Source organism: Mesorhizobium sp. WSM4830 (assembly GCF_055811495.1).
Genome location: NZ_JBVVQI010000022.1, coordinates 39,477 through 58,171, shown reverse-complemented (window position 1 = coordinate 58,171; position 18,695 = coordinate 39,477). Strand labels below are relative to the sequence as shown.

The following is an 18,695-nucleotide window of genomic DNA, read 5'->3' as shown; positions in this document are numbered from 1 at the left end:
GCGCTGCCTGTAGGGCAAGCAAGCCGCGGTCAGGCAGCTCGCGACCCCGCGGTGTCATGGAACAAAATCTGCCGGAAACGATCCGCCACCAAATCTGCGTGGGTCAGCGGCCCCATGTGTCCGGCGCCAGGAACAATCGCCCCGATCGCGGCCGGAACGCGGGAAATGAGTTCGCGAGCGATAAGCCGCGTCGGAACTGGTGCAAATTCGCCGCGCAATACCAAGACCGGAAAGTCAAATCGGGCATATTCGCTTGCCGGCATCGACTCATGGATCAACGCGTGGAAGTCGAGGCTGGCCTTCGGCAGAAACCGCACGAGTGCCGCCTGAAGTTCCGGCTTCATCGCGTTGAAGGTGCCGGCTCCGCTCCAGTAATCGATGAAACGAGCTGCTGCGGAGAGATAGCTACCGTTGATCAAGCCGTCGTGGATCGCGCCTGCGATCGCCGAGATCTCGCCGAGCGCCTCGTGGCCCTCAGAGTCCAGCTCGTGCAGCAGATGAAAGGCCGACGGCTCATAAACCGAGAGGCTGGCCAGCCGGTCTGGACGCGTCGCTGCTATATGCAGGGCCAACCCACCACCATAGGAATGGCCAACAAGATGCACAGGCCCGTCATGGCGGTCGATCATCTCCAGGATCCCGACGGCTTCGTCGGCCAGACGGAAAGCGCCGGCGCCTGTCCAGGTGCCGCCGCCCGGCGCCCCGATCAGATCGGGCGCGATGAACCGGTAGCTCTCATCGAGCCGCTCCGCCAGCTTGCGCCATTGACGTCCGCTGCCGCCGGAGCAGTGCAGGGCGATGACAAGCGGTGCGTGGCACGCCTTATGCGAGACGTGGAACGTCGATGAGGCAATCATTCCCTCCCTCCCGCCTCATAAACGAGAGCGGCGGCTGGCATCACGCGCGGCAAACGAGGTGACCCAGTTGATCTCGAAGCGGGTGATGCCGACGTCGCGCAGGAGGTAATCCGGCAACTCATGAAGCTGTCGACGGTCCCGCTGGATGCGAATGAAACGCCAGACTGCGGCCAGCATCGTTCCGCCGGCCCAGCGCAAACCTCGCGTTGTGGTGAGGGACAGGGATGGGTTCACCATTGCACTCATTTTGATTTTCTCCATGGTTGCGGGCGCTGACTACGGCGCCAGTGGAGCGCTTGTCGTGGTCGGGCGTGAGTGTCAGCGTTTATGGCAACGTCGATTTTTGCCGCGCCAGCGTTGTATTCGGCGGTCAGGCCGCGGCTCGGCGAGAGACGTCGAGAAACATTGCCATGTGAGCCGCCAAAGCCTCGGCATCGCGGCCGACGCCGTCGAGGAAGCTGGAGCTTCGATGGCGCATGAAATTGAGGCCGAGCACGTAAAGTCCCGGATACGCGCAGACGCCGCCGTCGTTCAGGATTTCGCCCCAGGAATCGAACACATCCAGCTTCAGCCATGGGTATTCCCGGCGATAGCCGGTGGCCCATATGATGGTCTCGATACCCCGGTCGATGAGATCGATTTCGGTCGGTTCGGCGCTCAGGAACAAGCTCGGAATGTATCCGGGGTCGATCGAGTAGCAGGCTTTGCCGGCGGCCGCGCGGTCTATGTTGGCCAGGACGCGCCTCAGCCTGCGTTCCGCCGCCGCGGTCGTGTCGGCGAGATCGCCACTGAACCGAATGCGCGTATCGCAGGCGGCAACCGCTCGACCGAAAAGACGAACGCCTTGCTCACGAAGGCCGGCGAGATCGAGAGACCTGCGCTCGGGTGTACCTATGAGCTGCAGAGACGGCTGCCGCCGTGCGGCGGCGAGATCCGAAACTTCGGCGATGGGTTTGGCAAGCGTTCCCAGCCGGTCGAGCCACCACAGGATGTCGTGCCCGTGATAAAGCCTCGGCAATCGCGTATGACTGCCGACCGACAGGGTTACCGCGCGGCCGGAGCGATTGATCTCCTCAGCAAGTTGTATGCCGGTCGCGGAGGCACCGGCCACGAGAACGCCGCCCTTAGCCAGCTGCCGAGGGTTGCGGTAGTCCCGCGGCACGACCTGCCGGATCCGGGAGGAGATGTGCTTTGCAATTGATGGAATGCGGGGCCGATCGCTGTATCCGGTCGCGACCACGACCGCAGGCACACTCCATTGGCCGCGATCGGTCAGCAGCCGGAAGCCTCCGTCGATCTTTTCGACCGAAAGCACCTCCACACCGTCCTCCACCGGCGCGGTGATCGAGCTCGCGTAATCCTCCAGGAACCCGACGGTCTCAGCCATTGTCATGAAGCCGTTGGGATCGGCGCCGCGATAGCCGCCGCCGGGCAGGCGCGTCATCCAGTTCGGCGTCAGCAGGCGGAGCGAGTCCCACCGTTCGCTGCGCCAGCGCTCCGCGATCCGGCCGCGGTCCAGCACGACGTGGTCGACGCCGCGCTCGGACAGGCATCGGCTCATGGCGAGACCCGCCTGTCCGGCGCCGATAATGGCCACGTCTGTACGCTGCATGGAATCCGCGCCTTGCAAACAGGGGCAAAAGATCGCCGGCGCCATCCTTTCCAGGACGAGGCCGGCGATATTGCTCGTCCGGACCGAAGTCAGCCTTTCACGACAACCGAGACCGGCACGCCGTTGGTCAGCACGTCGAACACGGCGGAACGGGCGCGCGACTGCATCACGATCTCCTCAAGCTTCTCAGCGGGAGCATCGCCCTTGATCTTGAAGGAGATACGGATGCCTTGGTAGCCGTTGCGGACCTCGTTCGAGATGCCGAGGATGCCGCGAAGGTCGATGTCGCCTTCGACGGTCGACTCCACCTCATGCAGGGTCACCCCGCGCACGGCCGCGATGTTCGCGATGCCGGCCGTGAGGCATGAAGCAAGCGCGTGGAGAAGATATTCGACCGGCGTCGGTCCGTTGTCCGTGCCGCACAGCACCGCTGGATGGTCGCTGTCAGCTTGGTAGGCCATCTTGTGAGACTGCTCGGTGCCGGCGCCGAAGAAGTTGGCCATGGTGCTGCTGCTGTGCGTGCCGGCAATCCAGCGGCTCTTGGCACGGAACTGGAACTTGGCAAGCTCGGGCTGCCCCGCGACTGCGTTGATGGTGGCCAGAAGGGTGGGCGTGTCAACGCCGTTCCTTGGCTCCCGCGGCGCCTTCTTAACGGAAGACTTCTCCATGACCATTGTATCGTCCTGCATGTCATTCACTCCTGGTTCGGATATTGCTCGACCGGGATCGCCCCGGACGGCTAACCCTCGGGCGGTAGCGTTTGACGTGCAGTGGGAACGACAGTGGGAAAACAAGAGGTTTTTTGCGTCAGCCAAGGGTGAGCCGCGCTGGTCTGCAGTCAGCGAAACGACGGGTCTTCAAACACTTGCTTCGCCGCCACGCTGCGATCCTCCCGTAAGCGCCGAGACGGGCGTCACAACCGAAACCACAGGAGATCAGACCATGTCTCGTTCGTTTGGAATGGATACCCGCCCGTCTTCGACCGACTGGGCAGTGATAGTTCGCGGACCAATAAAGCCGGAGGTGCTCGCCCACATTGCGAAGATCCACACGTACCGCACCGACTGACCTATCCGCATATGAGCCGCAACTGCACGAGAAAGTATCGGGATTGCCGCGACTGGACGGCCATGACACTCGACTGCCAAGGCCCAGAGATCAAGATCCCCCGGATCCACGTCCCGCTTCCGGGAGATGACATCGAACCGCTCGGCCGCGCCCGCCCAGTCCCGCCGCAGGACTAGGTCTCGTGCGGCAGAGATCTCCAGGTCATCGGTCGGCTCAGTCGGCGCAATCTGGCCGAGACCGGGATCATCGACCCCGAAGCGATAGCCGTGCCTGACGAAGCTGCGGATGCAGGTCGCCGAACCCCGGCAAGCGCGCGACGGGCCAGGCTTACGGCGCGGTGAAGGGAAGCTTCCGTCAGCTCCGGCCAAAGGGCATCCATGAGCTCGTCCTTCGGCACCACCCGACCCGCATTCCTAACCAGGTAGGCTAAAAGATCAAAGACGCGCGGTTGGATCTTCTGTGCCGCTCCCCGCAGCCTCAGCGAGCGAAGTTCTGCAGCATCGGGGCTCTGGGAGAAAATCGAAACGACAGCCGATGATAATCGAAAGACCAGCAGATGGTAAGGAGCCGCCTGATCCCAAAGCCGTATCACGGACCGCTCCCGTCTATAGCCCGGGGAAAACGGGGCAGCCTAAAAGCTGCACCGACTTGGCCACGAAAGCGAAGACATTCTGCTAGGTATTCCGACACCCACTATCCGGCGAGCCCCGGATAATTTTGGACCCAGGGCTGCATCCGTTCGAACTGAGCCGCCATCGCCAGAACGGTTTCGTCGGCATGCCGCCGCCCGACGATCTGGAGGCCGACCGGCAGGCCCTGCGCCGTCAGGCCGGCCGGAACCGAAATCGCCGGATGGCCGGTATAGTTGATTGGATAGGTCATGCACCAGCCGATCAGCGGATCGACCGCCTCGCCATTGATCGATGTCGGCCCGATCGTGTTGCCGTCCGTGGCATTCTTGACGGGCGGAACGGCCAGCGTCGGCGAGACGATCAGGTCATGGGTTTCGAATACATCCTCGAGGCCATCATGCACGCCGGTGCGCAAAACATCGTCGAGCGCATGGTCGACGGCGGACACCTTGTAAGCGCCCTCCAGCATGGCGAGGAACTGCGGGGTGAGCACCTCGGCGTGCTCGCCCATTAGGTCGATGCCCTCCTGTTTCCAGTACACGGCGATGGCAGCATAGTGGATCGAGATCGTGCGCACCCAAAGCGCCGCCAGGTCCTTGTGATCGGCCCTGAAATCGAGCTCGACCTCGTCAACCTCGATGCCATGTCCTCGCATGACATCGACGGCACGGGCAATGACAGTGGCGACCTCAGCATCGACAGGGAAATTGCCTAGTCGCGGACTGTAGGCGACGCGAAGTTTCCGTGTCGGCCCGGCAACGGCGCCGACATAGTCAACGCCGTCGTCCGGCAGGCAGAACGGGTCGCGGTTGCGTGGCCCGGCCATGATCTTGGTCATCAGCGCCGCGTCCGCAACGGTGCGGGCCAGTGGTCCGATGTGGACCAGAGGATGTCCCCACAGGAAGGCGTCGGGCCGAGTCACCGAAGGAATGCGGCCGAAAGAGGGCTTGAAGCCGACGGTGCCGCTGAACGAGGCGGGGATGCGGACCGAACCGCCGCCGTCCGTGCCTTGCGCCAGGGCCGCCATGCCGTCGCCGACCGCTGCCGCGCTGCCGCCGGACGAGCCGCCGGAATTGTAGCCGATCGCGAAGGGCGTACTGGTCGGCCCAAAGCGCAGATTGTCGGTGATGCCCTTATGGCCGAACTCCGGCGTGTTGGTCTTGCCGAGCACGATGGCGCCTGCGTCGAGCAGGCGCTCGACTGCCACAGCACTTGTCTTGGGCACCCGGTCGTGCACCGCCAATGAACCCATCGATGAGGGCACGCCGGCCACATCGTCGAGGTCTTTGATACCGACGGGGACGCCATGCAGCGGTCCAAGCGGACCGCCTGTCATCACCGCCTTTTCGGCGGCCCGCGCGGCCTCCATCGCCTGATCGCCGAGAACCAGCGTATAGGCGTTGACCAACGGGTTGCGCGCCTCGATGCGGCGCAGATAAGCCTCGGTCACTTCGACTGGCGACAGGTCGCGGCGCCGGATGCGCTGGGCCAGTTCCGTGGCCGGCAGGAAACAGATCTGATCGTCTGCAGAAGTCATAAGCCATTCTACCTTGTTGGGTGCTATTTGATGAACACTGGATTTGCCGCGCCGCCGGTGCCTTTGCTCACTTTGACCGGACTGGCGCAGTAGAAGCCTTCGTAGCGGCGGTCGGAGGCACAGTCGGCGGCCAGCAGGTCGAGCGATGCCATTTCGGTGAACACCACGCCCAGATTGCGCATCAGCGCGGCGTGCAGCACCAGCATCAGCCCGGTCTCGGGCTCGTAGGTTGTCTCGTTGGCCAGCGTGTCGGTAACCAGACAGGGGATCTGCATCTCGTCGAACCAGCGCACGAGGTCGAGGCTGAAGGTCAGTCCGGGTTCCCAATATCCATCGCCAACGCCTTGGCTTCCCGCCGCCAGTGCGCCGACCCAGCCGGTGCGAACGAGAAGGATGCTGCGCGGCAGGATATCGACCCCTTGGGTGCGGGCGCATTCCATGAGGTCGCGATGCGTGAATGTTTCAGCGCGCTCCAGGACCGGTTTGCCGCGGAACCGGGCGATATCGAGCAGCACCCCGCGTCCGACGATCCCACGCTCCGCGATCGGCATGATGCTGGCTTTGGTCATGCCGCCATTGGTACTGCTTGCTGCGAAGCCGTTCCAAAGCGTGTCGTCGAACCACATGTGGCCGAGCGCGTCGCAATGCGTGCCGGCCTGTGCGAAGCCGGTGACATAGTCGTCTGCGAATTCGAGGCCGCCGGCAAGCGGTTGCCAGTGGCCGTTCTCGAAGCCGGCCTTGTCGGCGACCATGAAGTGCTTCGCCGGCCAGCGGCCGGGAAAGACGGCATCGCCCTGGGAGGTCGCGACCGGCACGCCGAGGGTGAAGGTGCGGCCCTCCCGCACCGACGCCAGGCCGCGCTTGACCTCGTCGGCGGTCAGATAGTTGAGCGCCCCGATCTCGTCGTCGGCACCCCAATGGCCCCAGCGGCTCGGCGCGTTGGCCAGCAGCCGGCGCAGCGTCATCGTTTCAGTCGCGCTCATGCGACCGCCTGCTCGGTCGCCGGCTGCCTGGCGCCGGTGATATAAGCGACGACCTCCTCCATGTTGGTGCCGGAACTTGCGAGATCCGCGACCTTGCGGCCCCTGCGCATCACCACCACGCGGTTGCACACCTGCCAGAGATGATCGAGATTGTGGGTGACCATGATGATCGTCAGCCCCTGGGCGCCGAGTCGTTTGATGAGATCGAGCACCTCACGGGATTCGCGCACGCCGAGCGCCGCGGTGGGCTCGTCGAGCAGCAGCAGCTTCTGGCCCCAAAAGGCACCTCGCGCGATGGCCACCAACTGGCGCTGGCCCCCGGACATGCGATCCACCGGTTTGCTGCGCACCCCGGGGATATCGATGTGCAGGTCCTCGAGGCCGCGCATCGCGATGTCGCCCATCGATTTGCGGCGGACCCAGCGTAGCAGCGCCGGGCCGCGGCCAAGCGCAATCTCGCGGCCGAGAAAGAAATTTTCGGCGGCGGTGAACGTGCCGATCAGCGACAGGTCCTGATAGACCGTCTCGATGCCGAGACGTTGCGCTTCGGACGGCGGCGACAGCTTTTGCGGCCGCCCTTCGAGGATCACCTCGCCGGAAGTCGGGTCGTGCGCGCCGGCCAGAATCTTGATCAGCGTCGACTTGCCGGCACCATTGTCGCCAACGAGGCCGAGTATGTCGCCCTTGGCGACGTCCAAAGAAACGTCATCGAGTGCCTGGATGCCGCCGAAGCTGCGGCAGATCCCGCGCAGGCTGAGCAGCATTTTGTGCGCCATGGCCTATCCCCTCGCATAGCGGCGGCCGATGCCGCCGAGCGCCACGGCGACCACCAGGAGGCAGCCCGTAAACAAGAACTGCGTGAAGATCGGCGCGCCGATCATGGCCAGCCCGTTGTTGCCAACGGCGACCGTCAGCACGCCGATCAAGGTGCCGAGGATATGGAACTGACCCTCTCGCAGCGCCGCCGAGCCAAGGAAGGCGGCCGAGAACGAGGTCAGCATGAAGCTGTCACCCGCCGTCACCTGGCCGGAGCCGAGATTGGAGGCCATCAGCACGCCACCGATAGCAGCACAGGTGCTGGCGATGGCGAAGGCAACGATGCGGCTGCGATCGACGGCGACGCCGGCGCGGCGCGCTGATTCCGGGCTGACGCCGATGGCCTTGATGTGTTGACCCTGCACCGTGCGGTTGAGGATCACCCACAGCAGCGCAAGCACGACGGCCATGATGATGACGAGGTGCGGGACCCCGGCAATGCGGCCGATCGCGATATTGGTGAATTCGCGCGATTGCGTGAGCTGCAGCGGAATTCCGCCCGAATAGGCGTAGTTCAGCCCGACGACGATGGTGCCCGTGCCAAGCGTGGCAATGAAGGCGTTCACGCCGATCTTCGAAACGACAATGCCGTTGACAATGCCGATGACCGTTCCGAGGCCGACGACAAGGAAGATGGCAGGTAGGATCGGCAAGCCACTGCTGCTCAACAGCCCGACCACGAGCAGCCCGCAGAAACTCGCGACATAGCCGATACTGAGGTCGAAATCACCGGCGACGAGTGGCACGGTGAGGCCGGCCGCGACAATGGTTCCGATCGCCATGTCGTTTACGATATTGCGAAAATTGCCGATGGTTGCGAAGGTGCCCGGCTCCAGCACCGAGAAGATCCCCAGCATCGAGGCCAGCACGATGATGGTGCCGTAGGTCCCGAGCAGGCGCATGAGCAACGCGCGCCGCTGTCGGGCACTGGGCGAGATATAGCCGGACTGCATTGACGGCTGGACGCGGGGCGCCTCTGCCGGAGCGCTGGTTTCGGGCAGTAAATGATCAGCGGACATGGTGGCTCTCATGACGGCATTCCGGCCGGCCCGGCAAGTCCGGACCGGACCTCAATCGGCAGAACTTACTGCGGATTGTCCTTCATGAACTTATCGACGTTGTCTTTGGTGACGAGCGTATAGCCCGGCACGAAGGATTTGGGCTTCCACTGGTCGCCGGCTGCAAGGATATCGGGAATCTGATCGACTAGCATTTTGCCTGCCGAAGTCAGATCGACACCGAGCGTGGCGGTCATCGTCCCGTCCTTGACGGCTTGGACAGCAGGTGCTGTGGCGTTGAACGAATAGACCTTCACGTCGCTGCGGCCGTTCTGCTTCAGCGCCGCGATCGCGCCCATAGCGTTGTCGTCATAGCAGTTGAAGATGGCGAACGGCCCCTTGGCGTTGGCATTGGCTGCAAGCCAGGCGTTGGTCGCGGCCTGCGAGGACTCGGCAGCACCCGGGATGCTGATCTCGTGAGAGGTCGCCTTGAGCCCCGGATTTGCCTTGACCGCCGCATCGAAAGCGTCGGCTCGTTCGCGGCACGGAATGCCGGGATGGTAGGTGAGGTCGAGCACAGTTCCGGACTTGCCGATATCCTTCAGCATCAGGTCGATCAGCGGCTGCGCAGCACCGGTACTTGCAGAAAGCGCGATACCGTCGGCCATGCCGCCGCCGGCCGAAAGCACCGGGATCTTTGCGTCCGCCGCCGCCTGGAGCCCTGCCGCCAGGCCGGTCGAATCGAAGACCGTGACGATGATGGCGTCCACCTTCTTGGTTGCCAGCTGCTTGATGCTGGTGATCGCCTGCGAAGGATCGCCATTGGCATTGAGCGTTTCCACCGACCAGCCCTTGGACTTGGCTTCCTGGCTCATCGTGTCGACCATCTGGTTTGTGTCGACATCGGAGGTCGAGAAGGTGACGATGCCGATCGTCAGCTTGTCATTCGCGGCGAGGGCGGCCGACGTGAAGGATGCTGCGACGAGAGCTGCGGTCGAGAGTTTCTGAAAGCGGTTCACTGTGCGTATCCCCTGTTGACGGAGTGCTCCGGCTCACCTCCAGACCGTGCAGCAGCCCAGCTTGGCCGCCATCTACAGGTCGTCACAGTCAGGTCTGTTTGTTCGTGCGAGCCACGTACTAACTATAGGCACAAGCTCTTATGCCGCGCAACGGCTAATTCAACCGGCTTTGGTCACTCGAGGTTTAATCGCCATGCGGCCTGGGGCCAAGCGCGCAGCTAGGCCGCCTTCTTGATCTCCGCGACCTGAACGCCCAGCCGGAAGGCCTGACCATCTGCAAACGAACGCGCGTAGCTTTCTGATGTAAAAGGGACCGTGGTGGTGGTGCCGTTGACCGTCACGCGAACTGACCACTCTTTGTCCCTAACAATTTCAACGGCATGTTGCTCATGCGCAGCCATGCATTCCTCCCAGGATCTTCCGTTGAGGATGGGAGGATAGCGTCGTAAAACTGGTTTGCATGCAAATAATCCGACGCCGCGACGTCGAAATGTCGAAACACGCACAGCTATGCTCAAGTCGATGGCGTCGCCTTGAGCTGTTCGAGGTGTTCCTTGGCGAGGTTGAAAAGTGCGGTGGCAGCCTCTTCAGCCGTCCAGCCTTGCTCGATGCAAGAGGACACCAGAGCGGCGTACGCGCCCTCGAGGGCGACTGCGCAGTTCACGCTCCTATCCGGGCTGTCTTGGGAGAGAAGGGGCGGTTCGACGTGTGCTGTTTGGGACATGCACAATAATTGGCGGAGTGCCAGAAAGTTCCTCCGCACTCGCGCTTCGCACCGCGGTGGCGCCCACAGCGTCTTGCCTCAGAGACTTTGCGGCGTAATTCGCTCGCACTCGGATCGAGAGCGACGGCGGATTGAACACGCGGATTACCAGGCGGACAAAAAAGCCCCAGCGCTGGGTCGTTGCGCCGGGGCTTTGGGCACGTACAAGCTACATCAACATGTCCGTATATGAACGTACGCTAATAAAGTGAAAGAATGGTGAAGCGCACATGGGCCCAGGGTGCACGCTCGAAGCTGGGGTGAGGCGGCAGTACCAGTGATGACAGGTTTGCGCACCGACCGACCGAAGGGGGCGAGAATGCGGGCTGTCTTGCTTTGAGGATGTAGGCCGTAACCCGCTCATGCCGATGAAGCGAGCCGGTTCGAACGCAAATCTCGAAATGTCTAGCGATGGCCACTGGGACCCCAAACTGAACGAGTTCCGACCGGAACTTTTCATTTCAGCCGCGGTAGAGCTTAGAGTGCCGTCTGTTGCGGGCTCTAGCGGCACGCCGGAGTCGCTTCCACGCACTATGCTGCGCGACGCTTTGGTACGGTCAATGATGGAAAGCGGAAAGCATAGCTCGGAGTCGAGACGTTTACGCCGTCCTGAGTGACCGTTTGCGAACGCTGGCCGTGATCGCCACGCTCGTCACCATAGAAATTTCCGTCCGCCGTTCCATGAGTCTGGCGCGCCCGCGCCTTCCTCAAGATATTGCTAATTATGGATGAGCCCGCTTCCTCCAATCGATGGATGAAGCCGATCGTGGGCCGGTGCTACTTTGGTGCATCGCGGCACTTACCCGACAAGAGCTGGATCCAGGCACAAAATATGAGCAAGACGATTCTCTTTGCTATCGCTATTCTCGCGATCAGTGTCGGCTGTGCCGAAGCCAAGGACCTTAAGGTCGAAACCGCGACCTTGGGCACGTACGCCAATTCGAAGAACCTGCCGTTTTGCACCGCGTCAAGCTCACTCTTCGAAGTCCTCGGTGACAAATGTTTTCTCGTCCCAGGTTCGAAGATCTATGGCGACATCGCCGAACTGTCCCAGACAATCACTTTGAGTTGGTAGCCGAAGCAACAACCTCCCAGCGCGGCATGATGCCTGACGATCACGTGGGTATCGACTTCGATATCGCCCGCTAGATGATCCGCGCCAGTCACGAGCGGCGTGCGCCATCAGTTTGTAGCCGCCGTCCAGGCGGCGGTTGAAATGAGATCCGGGATATTGGCCGATTTTAGTACGTAAGCTTGATATCGCCCGCCGACCACGGGCGGCCCGCCGCTATGAGCGCGGCATAGTCTCTCTCCCGCCGCCGACGCCTCACCAAGCTAGTCACCACGCTGCCAAGCGAGATCGCGCCGGCGCCGGCTATGGCGAGGGCGAACATGCCGCCGGCTATGGCGAGATCCTTTTCGAAATGCAGCAATTCGTTCTGGCTGGCAAAGTTGGTGTGGAATAGGGCGGCCGTTGCCAGGCAGAACAGTCCAAGGCAGACCGAGCACAGGCGGGTCAGGAGGCCCAGGCCAACGCCAAGCCCAGCTCCTAGCTGAAGCGCTATGGTGCCGATTAGAAGCGGCGAGCTGACGCCGAGTGCCGCCATGGCTTTTGCGGCACTGTCGAAGTGGCTCGCCAACTCAAGGCCTTCATGCACGAAGAGCAGTGACAGCAGCAGCCGACCAATCAGCAGGGTCAAGTCCGTGAGGTGTAATTTCGAGGCGATTTGTATCGTTGTCACGATTGGCTCCAGACGGAAAGAAATGGCAGGCGCCCCGAGGCGCCTGCCTTGGCTACTTGGTCACTTTGGTGTCGATGGCCTTTTGCAGGTCCGCGCGCTCCTCACATCCGGCCGGGCACAACTGCGTCAGCGACGCTAGCTGCTCCCTGGCCTTGGCCATATCGCCGGTCGCGACATACAGCTCGCCGAGGTACTCGCGCGCGGCCTTATGGTCCGGCTTCAGTTCGAGCGCCTTGTTGTAGTAAGTTAGCGCCGTCTCGTAGTCGCCGGTCTTGCGCAACGTGAAGCCGAGCAGATTGTAGACGTCGGCCTGTTGGGTGTCTTGCGCAAGGTCGCGAAGGTCGGCCAGCGCGCCCGTATAGTTCTTGGCCTCGATCTTGGCTTTGATGCCGGTGAGGTCCGGTGCGTCGTCGCCTTCGATGTTGTCCACGGCATAGGCCGGCACGATGACGGCGACGGGCACGACGGTCAGGACCGTCAGGGCACCTAAGAGCCCGAAAAGGGCAGGTTTCCCGAAAACTTTGTGGTTCATTGTCTCTCTCGCTTTCTTGTGCTCCCGTTCAGATCTGCACCGGGGAGAAGCCATAGGCGTTGCCGTCCTTGACGAAGGTGCCGGTGCCAGGGAAGGGGAAATGCGATCCTGCGATTCGTATGTCATCGGCAATGACGCGATCGATCAACTTGTGCCGCGTGGCGATCGCCGTCGGCCCGTCCTGGTCGTAGCTGCCTTGCCATTCCGGATGCGGCGCCAGCAGCGCCGGCACATACATGGTGTCGGCCGAAATCATGATCTGTTCCTTGCCGGAGTTCGCCAGATACACCGAGTGGCCGGGCGTATGGCCGGGCGCGGCGATGATCTGGACGCCGGGCACGACTTCGGCCCCATCCTCGACCAGTTTCCAGTTCTTCCATTTCGGGAAGTTCTCGGCGATGCGCTTGCCGGCCGGCTTGCGGCCTTCCGGCAGTTTTGCAAGGCGGGCAGGGTCGGTCCACCAATTGTATTCCGTCGTATGGACGATGAGTTCGGCGTTTGGGAAGACCGGCTTGCTGGTGCCCTTTTCCATCAGACCCCAGACGTGATCGGGATGGAAATGCGAGATCATGATGGTGTCAATCGTCGTGTAGTCGATGCCGGCCGCGGCCATGTTGGCCGGCAGATGGGTGGCATTGGTCTGCCATTGGCCAACGCCCGATCCGGCATCCATCATGATCAGCCTGCCATTCATCTTGAGAACGACGACGGTGAGCGGGATGGGCATGAAGTCCGTGGTCAAGCCGGCCTTGGCAAGCGCTGCCTTGGTGTCCTCGACGGAGACATCCTTGATGAAGGCCGGGTCGTGCGGCTTGCGCCAGATACCATCGTAGATGGCGGTGACCTCGATATCGCCGACCTTGTATTTATAGAAGCCAACGGCAGGCTCGACCGGCGTTTCGGCGAATGCGGGACGTGTGAATTCCAGCTTTCCGGCAAGGCCGAAGGCGGCAGCGGCGGCAGCGGATCCAAGCAGTGTGCGGCGTGTCATGTTGAACATGGTGATCTCCTGTGGGAAACGGTGATTTCCAGGGATGAGGGAGCGCCCCTGGCCCTCCGTCCCTGAATGCGGATTCGACCTCAGTTACCCCAGATGCCCTGCCCGGGTTCGTCCGCGTCAGACTTCGTGGTCAGCTCGAGCTTGTGCTGAGCCATGGCCGGCTTCTGGATCGAAGCCGTGTAAGACTTGTCGACATTGGCCACCGGCTGGTTGGCATTATTCGAGCCATAATGGTCGCTGTCAGCGAAAGCGCTGCTCGTCGCAACGAGGATGGCGGCAGCGGTAAGAGCGATCTTTTTCACGTCGATAATTCCTGATTTCGAGAGTTGAGATGTTTTGGAGTTGATTGACGGACGCGATCAGCGGCCCCAGATGCCGTCGCGGTTGTGCTGGGCGATGATGTCCTGAACAGTCATCTGGCTCGCCCGGTCGTCACCTTGGTCACGCCGTTCTGGCGCCCGATGTCGGAGGCCTGGATCGAAGCGGTATAGCTATGGTCGACAGTCGCGGCCGGCTGGTTGGCGCTGCTCGAGCCGTAATGGTCGCTGCCAGCAAATGCAGTGCCAGTTGCGAGCAGCATCGCGACTGCAGCGAATGTGATTCTGTTCATTTCGAGGTTTCCTTGTTTTGGGATTGAAGTACGTGCGGAGAACGGCCCCGCTACACAGCAAGACCCGGCGGGGCTTCGCTTTATTCCCGAGCTGCCAAGAAATTTTTGGACGGGAGAAATCCAGCGGCTGGCGGGCGTGGACTATGCTGGCAGGCGCGACCCGAACACGCCGGCGATGGGATGGATGAAATGAGCTGGCGAGCGCGCTCCGGAGCGCCGCACTCGGCTGGCAGTTTAGGTCAAGCCGAGAGATCAATTGCGGGCATGCGCCTCGCGTCCGAAGTCGATATGATTGGGCCGGTAGGGCCCGTCAGCTTCGGGCGCGTAGGACCTGCGGCTACCACGGCGGCGCATTGCACGTGTGTTCTGGAAAGACGGAAATCAGCCGGTCACGGCGGCGGCGCGGAAGCGCGCCACGAAATCGTCGAGTTCGGGCCGCTCCATGTCGGAGATCGCCCAATAGGAGAACGCGCCGTCGCTCCATTGCACCAGCGAGAAGCCGCCCTCCGAAAGGTCGACCGGCTCGGTTACCGCCCCGCCATTTTGAGGCTCGGCGACAAGTGTGATCAAGTGCTCACGATGGCGATACACCAATGCCGGCACCGGGCGGCCGCCGATGACCTCGACCCTGCCGCCGACGAGCGCAAATCCCTCCTTGGCCATGTCTGGCGCGGGCGGTGAAAGCCCGAGCCTAGCGTCGAGCCAAGGCTTTACCGTGTGCCGGTCCGACGAGACGACATCCACCGGGCTGGTCGCGAGCAGGCTGCGACGATGGCCGCTGGCCACGCCGGCGGTGAAGCTATCGGGCGCGCTCCGCATCGCCCATTGCGTCGCTCCGCTGGCCAGCACGGCGCTGATCATGATCGAGGCCGCCATGGCACGCCAGTCGAATGAGCCGAAGCTTCGCGCCGACCACACCGTTCGTGCGGGCTTCGCCTGTGCCGGGGCCGCCCTGGGCCGCAGCACCTGCACATTGTCGGCCATGGCTGCGATGCGTGCGCTGAGGGCGTCGCTTGCTTTCGGCTTCGGAAGCGAACTCACAAGCCCTTGCAAGGCAACGATGCGGGCATGTTCGGCCGCGAGACTGGGATCGGCGGCCATGCGACGCTCGACCGCTATTGCTGCCGCGGCATCAAGCTCGCCATCGACCAACGCGTGCAGCATCAGGTTCATGCCTGCAGCGTCCTCGGGCAATCCGTCATTGTGCGCACTCATTGCGCCCTCCCAAATTCAGAGATCAGCAGGCCGCGCGCTCGCGCCAGCCGTGACATCACGGTACCCATTGGCACGTCCAGCATGGCCGCGATATCGCGGTAGGAGAGACCATTGATGTCTCTCAGCACGAGCGTCTCGCGAAAGGGATGCGGCAAGGCGGCTATCGCCGATTCGAGGGCCGATATGTCGGCCTTGGCGATGAGGCTCGCCTCCGGGCTTTCGCTTTCGGGTCCATCCGCCGCGTGAGCGGCGCTCATCTCGTCGAGATCGTGGAGGTCACCCACGGACACGATGCTGCGCGGGCGATTTCGCGCCAGCCATGTGTAGCAGGAATTACGAACGATGGAGAGCAGCCACGCTCGTGCATTGCCGCCGGCATAGCTGGCGATGCTTGCATGCGCCTTCATGCAGGCGTCCTGCACGACATCCTCGGCGTCCGTGGCGTTGCCGGTCAGCCAACGGGCAAGCGAAAGTGCGTCGGCGAGATGAGGCATCACCACTTCGCCGAAGCGATCGGCCTGCGCATTGTTACTCGGCATGGGTGCGCTTTCATATGCGCCCGGCCTTGAGTGCTCGTGGAGCAAGGGTGGTTCCTTGCGAATGAATCCGGCAGAACTTTGCCGGGGCGCCAGCCGTGAATGTGAAGGCAAATGTCTCATCGATGTCAATCACCCTCTGGACTGCAACGATGCAAGCGTTCGGAGCGCAAGGATTGCCGCATTCACGATCAGGACCACACCCGCGAATACCGGGCATTCTCTACCCCGACCGGAGCAGGGTCTCACGATGAACTGGGGCGGAGCCAACCAACCTAAGGCGACAAACCTGTCGCCTTCTAGCGGCTTCCAGCATCCGCCGTCCGACGGGGTGGCGCTCGTCAGTGTGGGGGCTTGCAGTGTGGTGCTCCGTCGGGGTCAATCAGCAGCGTATGCATGGAAGACCAGGGCAGGACGCGGTTTATTCCCTCGTGTCTTGTTCTTTTCACGGCAATGTGGGGCCGGGACTACGCTCGCGCAGGATTCCACCCGCAGCCGGTCCTCATCCGTGTCCGCGTTTCCGGAGAATCCGCTCGACGACTTGGAGCAACCGACGAAGTTCGATCAGGGCAGCAACTTACGGATCGGCCTGGAAACCGTCGTCGCCAACCGAGCAGAAGCTGAGCGCGCTAAGCCGCGCCTCTTCGGCTGCGCCGAACAGGTAGTCGCTTTTCGCAAGGGCGCGAACGGGCACCATCTTCGCGTTCGGCGATGCTGCTTGCTGCATGGGCGACGACCCGGCTATCCGGCGCCGAGTCGCCTATGGAACGGAAGGTCCCCAGTCCGGCAGTAGGACCAAAGGCACCACGCATCAGTACAAATGCCGGCTCCAGCGGAAAAGGGTGCGGATCCTGAAGCCACGCGCCGATCGGGCGCGCGCGGCCGTCCAGATCGACATGCACCCTCGAAGTCAGCCATCGCAGAGGAGCCGGGGGCCACTTGCGCAGCGATGGTGGCTTCCACGCCAGCGGGGTCGCGGCGACGCCTGTTAACGTGAGTCAAGGGGCATCTGTCTCGCTCAGCATACGCGCACATCGGTGATGGACGCGCCACCATCACTGTCCATGATGCCACCGTTGGGGCTCTCATCTACTCGGCACCGGCTCTTGACGATCTGCCCGAACGAGCGCGGCCGCAGTTTGATCCACGTCATTGAAGTGCAGCTGCCAAGGTGTGAAATTGTGGGGTCAGTGGCGAAAAACAGGAGATCGCATCGATGCTGATCCGCACGCTGTCTTCATTGGAATGTACGAAGTTGCTGGCGGCCAATCGTATCGGCCACTTGGCATGCGCGAAGGACGGGCAACCCTACGTCGTTTGTTTCAACTACGCCTACGCTGACACTCACCTCTATGCGTTTTCCTTGCTTGGCAAGAAGATCGAATGGATGAGAGCCAATCCTTTGGTGTGCGCCCAGGTCGAGGAACACGGCCAAGGACGCGGATGGAGAAGCGTCATTGTCGAGGGCCGCTTTGAAGAACTGAGTGACCGGACCGGCCACGAGTTTCAACGCGGTCACGCGTGGGCAGTGTTGAGCAAGCACACGGACTGGTGGGAGCCTGGTGCCCTCAGGCCGATCACACCTCCCGTGTCAGACAGCTCGCCGCACGTTTTCTTCCGGATTCTCGTAGAAGAAATTTCGGGCCGGGAGGCAATAGAATAGGCTGTTTAGGACAGATGACGCGTTGCACGGATGCAAGCACCTGGCCGACAGTGGGTTGCGCCGGCCCGATCGTTTTCAGCCTTTGAATTCTCAGCTCGACATTTCGATCGACGCCGATGATCGCGAACGTGCCGGTGGCAAGGGGAAGCCAAAGATCGCGCGAACTCGGGTCGAGACGCACAATGACGAGGCAACAGCGAAGCGACCAGAACCCCGGAGCCTCGCGAGAACAATCCGACCCGGATCAGTGTGGGACTTCCCGATCGTTCGCATCAGCCTGCAGAGACCATACTGGCCTCCCGAGCCATCGGCTGGGTAGGTTTAGTGGCCAGTCGGTTGCTTGAGCCGTCCGCGCGCGCCGGCAGCTGATTCGTCAAAAGCCCCTTGACAGCATTGAGGCTCAAGAGAAGACCTCCATGTGATCGCTGCAAGCATGATGGATAAGGTGCAACTGCAGCCAGGCGAAATGGCCGACCTCGCAAACAGTATCGGCCGTTCCGAACCCATATTGCCGACTTGCTCCGAAGCGAGATGCGGTTCCCCTTTCGCTCGAAAAAATCATGTCTCGACCGGCAACCGGTTCGACCGCTTGATCTGCGCAAGCGCGAAGCTGGACTCGATCGAGGAGACGCCATCGAGCCGCGTCAGCTTTTCCTTCAGGAAGCGCTCATAGGCGTGCAGGTCGCGCACCACCACACGCAGCAGATAATCACGCTGGCCAGTCATCAGATAGCAATCGACCACCTCCGGCCAGCGTGCGATCGCCGCGTTGAACCGCTTCAGCTCGCTCTCGCGCTGGCGCTCAAGCTTGATCGAGGCGAACACCGAGATCGGCAGATCGACCATGTCCTGGTCGATCAGGGCAGCATAGCCAGTGATCACCCCCATATCCTCCATCAGGCGGACCCGGCGGGCGCAGGGCGAGGCCGAAAGGCCGACCCGGTCGGCAAGCTGCTGCGCCGTCATCCTCCCGTCGACCTGCAGCGCGGCAATGATCTTTCGGTCGATATCGTCCAGTCGGCGTTTTGGCATGGAACTTTACTCCATCGGTCGATATTGCCGAAACCAGCTAATGCAGCTGCCAATCTCATGCAAGTTTAGCGACAATCGGT

Annotated in this window: 23 protein-coding genes; 2 read left to right on the top strand and 21 right to left on the bottom strand. The window is 62.2% G+C overall.

Annotation, left to right across the window (positions count from 1 at the left end; all coding sequences use genetic code 11):
* Positions 1-29: 29 nt before the first annotated feature.
* The 12 genes from AC0L2Y_RS24390 to AC0L2Y_RS24335 form a co-directional block, all read right to left on the bottom strand.
* Positions 30-857, bottom strand: coding sequence for an alpha/beta fold hydrolase (locus AC0L2Y_RS24390; RefSeq protein WP_473560026.1), 828 nt, complete (start codon positions 855-857; stop codon positions 30-32).
* A 15-nt stretch (positions 858-872) separates the two neighbouring features.
* Entirely contained in the window at positions 873-1,103 is a 231-nt protein-coding gene (locus tag AC0L2Y_RS24385; RefSeq protein WP_473560025.1) for a YjiS-like domain-containing protein, read from the bottom strand.
* A gap of 124 nt (positions 1,104-1,227) precedes the next feature.
* Positions 1,228-2,469 carry an NAD(P)-binding domain-containing protein gene (locus AC0L2Y_RS24380; protein ID WP_473560022.1) on the bottom strand — a complete coding sequence of 414 codons (1,242 nt, stop codon included), beginning with the start codon at positions 2,467-2,469 and terminating at the stop codon, positions 1,228-1,230.
* A gap of 89 nt (positions 2,470-2,558) precedes the next feature.
* The gene (locus AC0L2Y_RS24375; RefSeq protein ID WP_473560020.1) at positions 2,559-3,158 is read right to left on the bottom strand and encodes an OsmC family protein; all 600 of its coding nucleotides are present in this window, start codon (positions 3,156-3,158) and stop codon (positions 2,559-2,561) included.
* 551 nt (positions 3,159-3,709) lie between these two features.
* Positions 3,710-4,129, bottom strand: coding sequence for a winged helix-turn-helix domain-containing protein (locus tag AC0L2Y_RS24370; RefSeq protein ID WP_473560018.1), 420 nt, complete (start codon positions 4,127-4,129; stop codon positions 3,710-3,712).
* A 101-nt stretch (positions 4,130-4,230) separates the two neighbouring features.
* Positions 4,231-5,706: an amidase gene (locus AC0L2Y_RS24365; RefSeq protein WP_473560017.1), complete on the bottom strand. Its 1,476-nt coding sequence runs from the start codon at positions 5,704-5,706 to the stop codon at positions 4,231-4,233.
* Between the two features lie 23 nt (positions 5,707-5,729).
* A complete protein-coding gene (locus AC0L2Y_RS24360) occupies positions 5,730-6,689 on the bottom strand; it encodes a cyclase family protein (RefSeq protein ID WP_473560015.1) in 960 nt (319 codons plus the stop codon).
* Positions 6,686-7,465, bottom strand: coding sequence for an ATP-binding cassette domain-containing protein (locus AC0L2Y_RS24355; RefSeq protein WP_473560013.1), 780 nt, complete (start codon positions 7,463-7,465; stop codon positions 6,686-6,688). The genes AC0L2Y_RS24360 and AC0L2Y_RS24355 overlap by 4 nt, the downstream gene beginning before the upstream one ends.
* Before the next feature lie 3 nt (positions 7,466-7,468).
* Positions 7,469-8,524 (bottom strand): ABC transporter permease, encoded by a 1,056-nt coding sequence (locus tag AC0L2Y_RS24350; protein ID WP_473560011.1) that lies wholly within the window; start codon positions 8,522-8,524, stop codon positions 7,469-7,471.
* Positions 8,525-8,589: 65 nt separating this feature from the next.
* Positions 8,590-9,522, bottom strand: a complete 933-nt coding sequence (locus AC0L2Y_RS24345) for a sugar ABC transporter substrate-binding protein (RefSeq protein WP_473560009.1) — start codon at positions 9,520-9,522, stop codon at positions 8,590-8,592.
* A gap of 218 nt (positions 9,523-9,740) precedes the next feature.
* Positions 9,741-9,923, bottom strand: coding sequence for a hypothetical protein (locus AC0L2Y_RS24340; RefSeq protein ID WP_352464053.1), 183 nt, complete (start codon positions 9,921-9,923; stop codon positions 9,741-9,743).
* Positions 9,924-10,036: 113 nt separating this feature from the next.
* On the bottom strand, positions 10,037-10,186 hold the full coding sequence (locus AC0L2Y_RS24335; protein WP_473560007.1) for a hypothetical protein: 150 nt from the start codon (positions 10,184-10,186) through the stop codon (positions 10,037-10,039).
* Positions 10,187-11,117: 931 nt separating this feature from the next.
* Between AC0L2Y_RS24335 and AC0L2Y_RS24330 the strand changes: the two genes are divergently transcribed.
* Positions 11,118-11,360 carry a hypothetical protein gene (locus tag AC0L2Y_RS24330; protein ID WP_473560005.1) on the top strand — a complete coding sequence of 81 codons (243 nt, stop codon included), beginning with the start codon at positions 11,118-11,120 and terminating at the stop codon, positions 11,358-11,360.
* A gap of 166 nt (positions 11,361-11,526) precedes the next feature.
* Here AC0L2Y_RS24330 and AC0L2Y_RS24325 read toward each other — a convergent pair whose 3' ends face one another.
* From AC0L2Y_RS24325 to AC0L2Y_RS24290, 8 genes are all read right to left on the bottom strand, one after another.
* Positions 11,527-12,027: a DoxX family membrane protein gene (locus AC0L2Y_RS24325; protein WP_473560003.1), complete on the bottom strand. Its 501-nt coding sequence runs from the start codon at positions 12,025-12,027 to the stop codon at positions 11,527-11,529.
* Between the two features lie 52 nt (positions 12,028-12,079).
* Positions 12,080-12,559: a tetratricopeptide repeat protein gene (locus AC0L2Y_RS24320; RefSeq protein ID WP_473560001.1), complete on the bottom strand. Its 480-nt coding sequence runs from the start codon at positions 12,557-12,559 to the stop codon at positions 12,080-12,082.
* Between the two features lie 28 nt (positions 12,560-12,587).
* The gene (locus AC0L2Y_RS24315) at positions 12,588-13,559 is read right to left on the bottom strand and encodes an MBL fold metallo-hydrolase (protein ID WP_473559999.1); all 972 of its coding nucleotides are present in this window, start codon (positions 13,557-13,559) and stop codon (positions 12,588-12,590) included.
* 80 nt (positions 13,560-13,639) lie between these two features.
* Positions 13,640-13,861, bottom strand: a complete 222-nt coding sequence (locus AC0L2Y_RS24310; protein WP_473559997.1) for a DUF680 domain-containing protein — start codon at positions 13,859-13,861, stop codon at positions 13,640-13,642.
* A gap of 110 nt (positions 13,862-13,971) precedes the next feature.
* Positions 13,972-14,169: a DUF680 domain-containing protein gene (locus AC0L2Y_RS24305; protein ID WP_473559995.1), complete on the bottom strand. Its 198-nt coding sequence runs from the start codon at positions 14,167-14,169 to the stop codon at positions 13,972-13,974.
* Positions 14,170-14,550: 381 nt separating this feature from the next.
* The gene (locus AC0L2Y_RS24300) at positions 14,551-15,384 is read right to left on the bottom strand and encodes an anti-sigma factor family protein (RefSeq protein ID WP_473559993.1); all 834 of its coding nucleotides are present in this window, start codon (positions 15,382-15,384) and stop codon (positions 14,551-14,553) included.
* Positions 15,381-15,923, bottom strand: a complete 543-nt coding sequence (locus AC0L2Y_RS24295) for a sigma-70 family RNA polymerase sigma factor (RefSeq protein ID WP_473559991.1) — start codon at positions 15,921-15,923, stop codon at positions 15,381-15,383. Before AC0L2Y_RS24295 ends, AC0L2Y_RS24300 begins: the two co-directional genes overlap by 4 nt.
* Before the next feature lie 574 nt (positions 15,924-16,497).
* Positions 16,498-16,647 carry a hypothetical protein gene (locus AC0L2Y_RS24290; RefSeq protein WP_473559989.1) on the bottom strand — a complete coding sequence of 50 codons (150 nt, stop codon included), beginning with the start codon at positions 16,645-16,647 and terminating at the stop codon, positions 16,498-16,500.
* A 489-nt stretch (positions 16,648-17,136) separates the two neighbouring features.
* Between AC0L2Y_RS24290 and AC0L2Y_RS24285 the strand changes: the two genes are divergently transcribed.
* Entirely contained in the window at positions 17,137-17,583 is a 447-nt protein-coding gene (locus AC0L2Y_RS24285) for a pyridoxamine 5'-phosphate oxidase family protein (protein WP_473559987.1), read from the top strand.
* A gap of 558 nt (positions 17,584-18,141) precedes the next feature.
* On the opposite strand, the gene AC0L2Y_RS24280 is transcribed toward AC0L2Y_RS24285, so the two are convergent.
* Complete coding sequence (locus tag AC0L2Y_RS24280; protein WP_473559985.1) at positions 18,142-18,615, bottom strand: Lrp/AsnC family transcriptional regulator; 474 nt, start codon at positions 18,613-18,615, stop codon at positions 18,142-18,144.
* Positions 18,616-18,695: the final 80 nt, after the last annotated feature.

Excerpts from the sequence above, each read along its gene's own strand:
- AC0L2Y_RS24290 (WP_473559989.1), bottom strand. The coding sequence starts at position 16,647 with ATGCAGCAAGCAGCATCGCCGAACGCGAAGATGGTGCCCGTTCGCGCC.
- AC0L2Y_RS24355 (WP_473560013.1), bottom strand. The coding sequence starts at position 7,465 with ATGGCGCACAAAATGCTGCTCAGCCTGCGCGGGATCTGCCGCAGCTTC.
- AC0L2Y_RS24300 (WP_473559993.1), bottom strand. The coding sequence starts at position 15,384 with ATGAGTGCGCACAATGACGGATTGCCCGAGGACGCTGCAGGCATGAAC.
- AC0L2Y_RS24330 (WP_473560005.1), top strand. The coding sequence starts at position 11,118 with ATGAGCAAGACGATTCTCTTTGCTATCGCTATTCTCGCGATCAGTGTC.
- AC0L2Y_RS24295 (WP_473559991.1), bottom strand. The coding sequence starts at position 15,923 with ATGCCGAGTAACAATGCGCAGGCCGATCGCTTCGGCGAAGTGGTGATG.
- AC0L2Y_RS24385 (WP_473560025.1), bottom strand. The coding sequence starts at position 1,103 with ATGAGTGCAATGGTGAACCCATCCCTGTCCCTCACCACAACGCGAGGT.
- AC0L2Y_RS24305 (WP_473559995.1), bottom strand. The coding sequence starts at position 14,169 with ATGAACAGAATCACATTCGCTGCAGTCGCGATGCTGCTCGCAACTGGC.
- AC0L2Y_RS24280 (WP_473559985.1), bottom strand. The coding sequence starts at position 18,615 with ATGCCAAAACGCCGACTGGACGATATCGACCGAAAGATCATTGCCGCG.
- AC0L2Y_RS24285 (WP_473559987.1), top strand. The coding sequence starts at position 17,137 with ATGCTGATCCGCACGCTGTCTTCATTGGAATGTACGAAGTTGCTGGCG.
- AC0L2Y_RS24350 (WP_473560011.1), bottom strand. The coding sequence starts at position 8,524 with ATGTCCGCTGATCATTTACTGCCCGAAACCAGCGCTCCGGCAGAGGCG.
- AC0L2Y_RS24320 (WP_473560001.1), bottom strand. The coding sequence starts at position 12,559 with ATGAACCACAAAGTTTTCGGGAAACCTGCCCTTTTCGGGCTCTTAGGT.
- AC0L2Y_RS24360 (WP_473560015.1), bottom strand. The coding sequence starts at position 6,689 with ATGAGCGCGACTGAAACGATGACGCTGCGCCGGCTGCTGGCCAACGCG.
- AC0L2Y_RS24365 (WP_473560017.1), bottom strand. The coding sequence starts at position 5,706 with ATGACTTCTGCAGACGATCAGATCTGTTTCCTGCCGGCCACGGAACTG.
- AC0L2Y_RS24340 (WP_352464053.1), bottom strand. The coding sequence starts at position 9,923 with ATGGCTGCGCATGAGCAACATGCCGTTGAAATTGTTAGGGACAAAGAG.
- AC0L2Y_RS24315 (WP_473559999.1), bottom strand. The coding sequence starts at position 13,559 with ATGTTCAACATGACACGCCGCACACTGCTTGGATCCGCTGCCGCCGCT.
- AC0L2Y_RS24380 (WP_473560022.1), bottom strand. The coding sequence starts at position 2,469 with ATGCAGCGTACAGACGTGGCCATTATCGGCGCCGGACAGGCGGGTCTC.
- AC0L2Y_RS24375 (WP_473560020.1), bottom strand. The coding sequence starts at position 3,158 with ATGCAGGACGATACAATGGTCATGGAGAAGTCTTCCGTTAAGAAGGCG.
- AC0L2Y_RS24390 (WP_473560026.1), bottom strand. The coding sequence starts at position 857 with ATGATTGCCTCATCGACGTTCCACGTCTCGCATAAGGCGTGCCACGCA.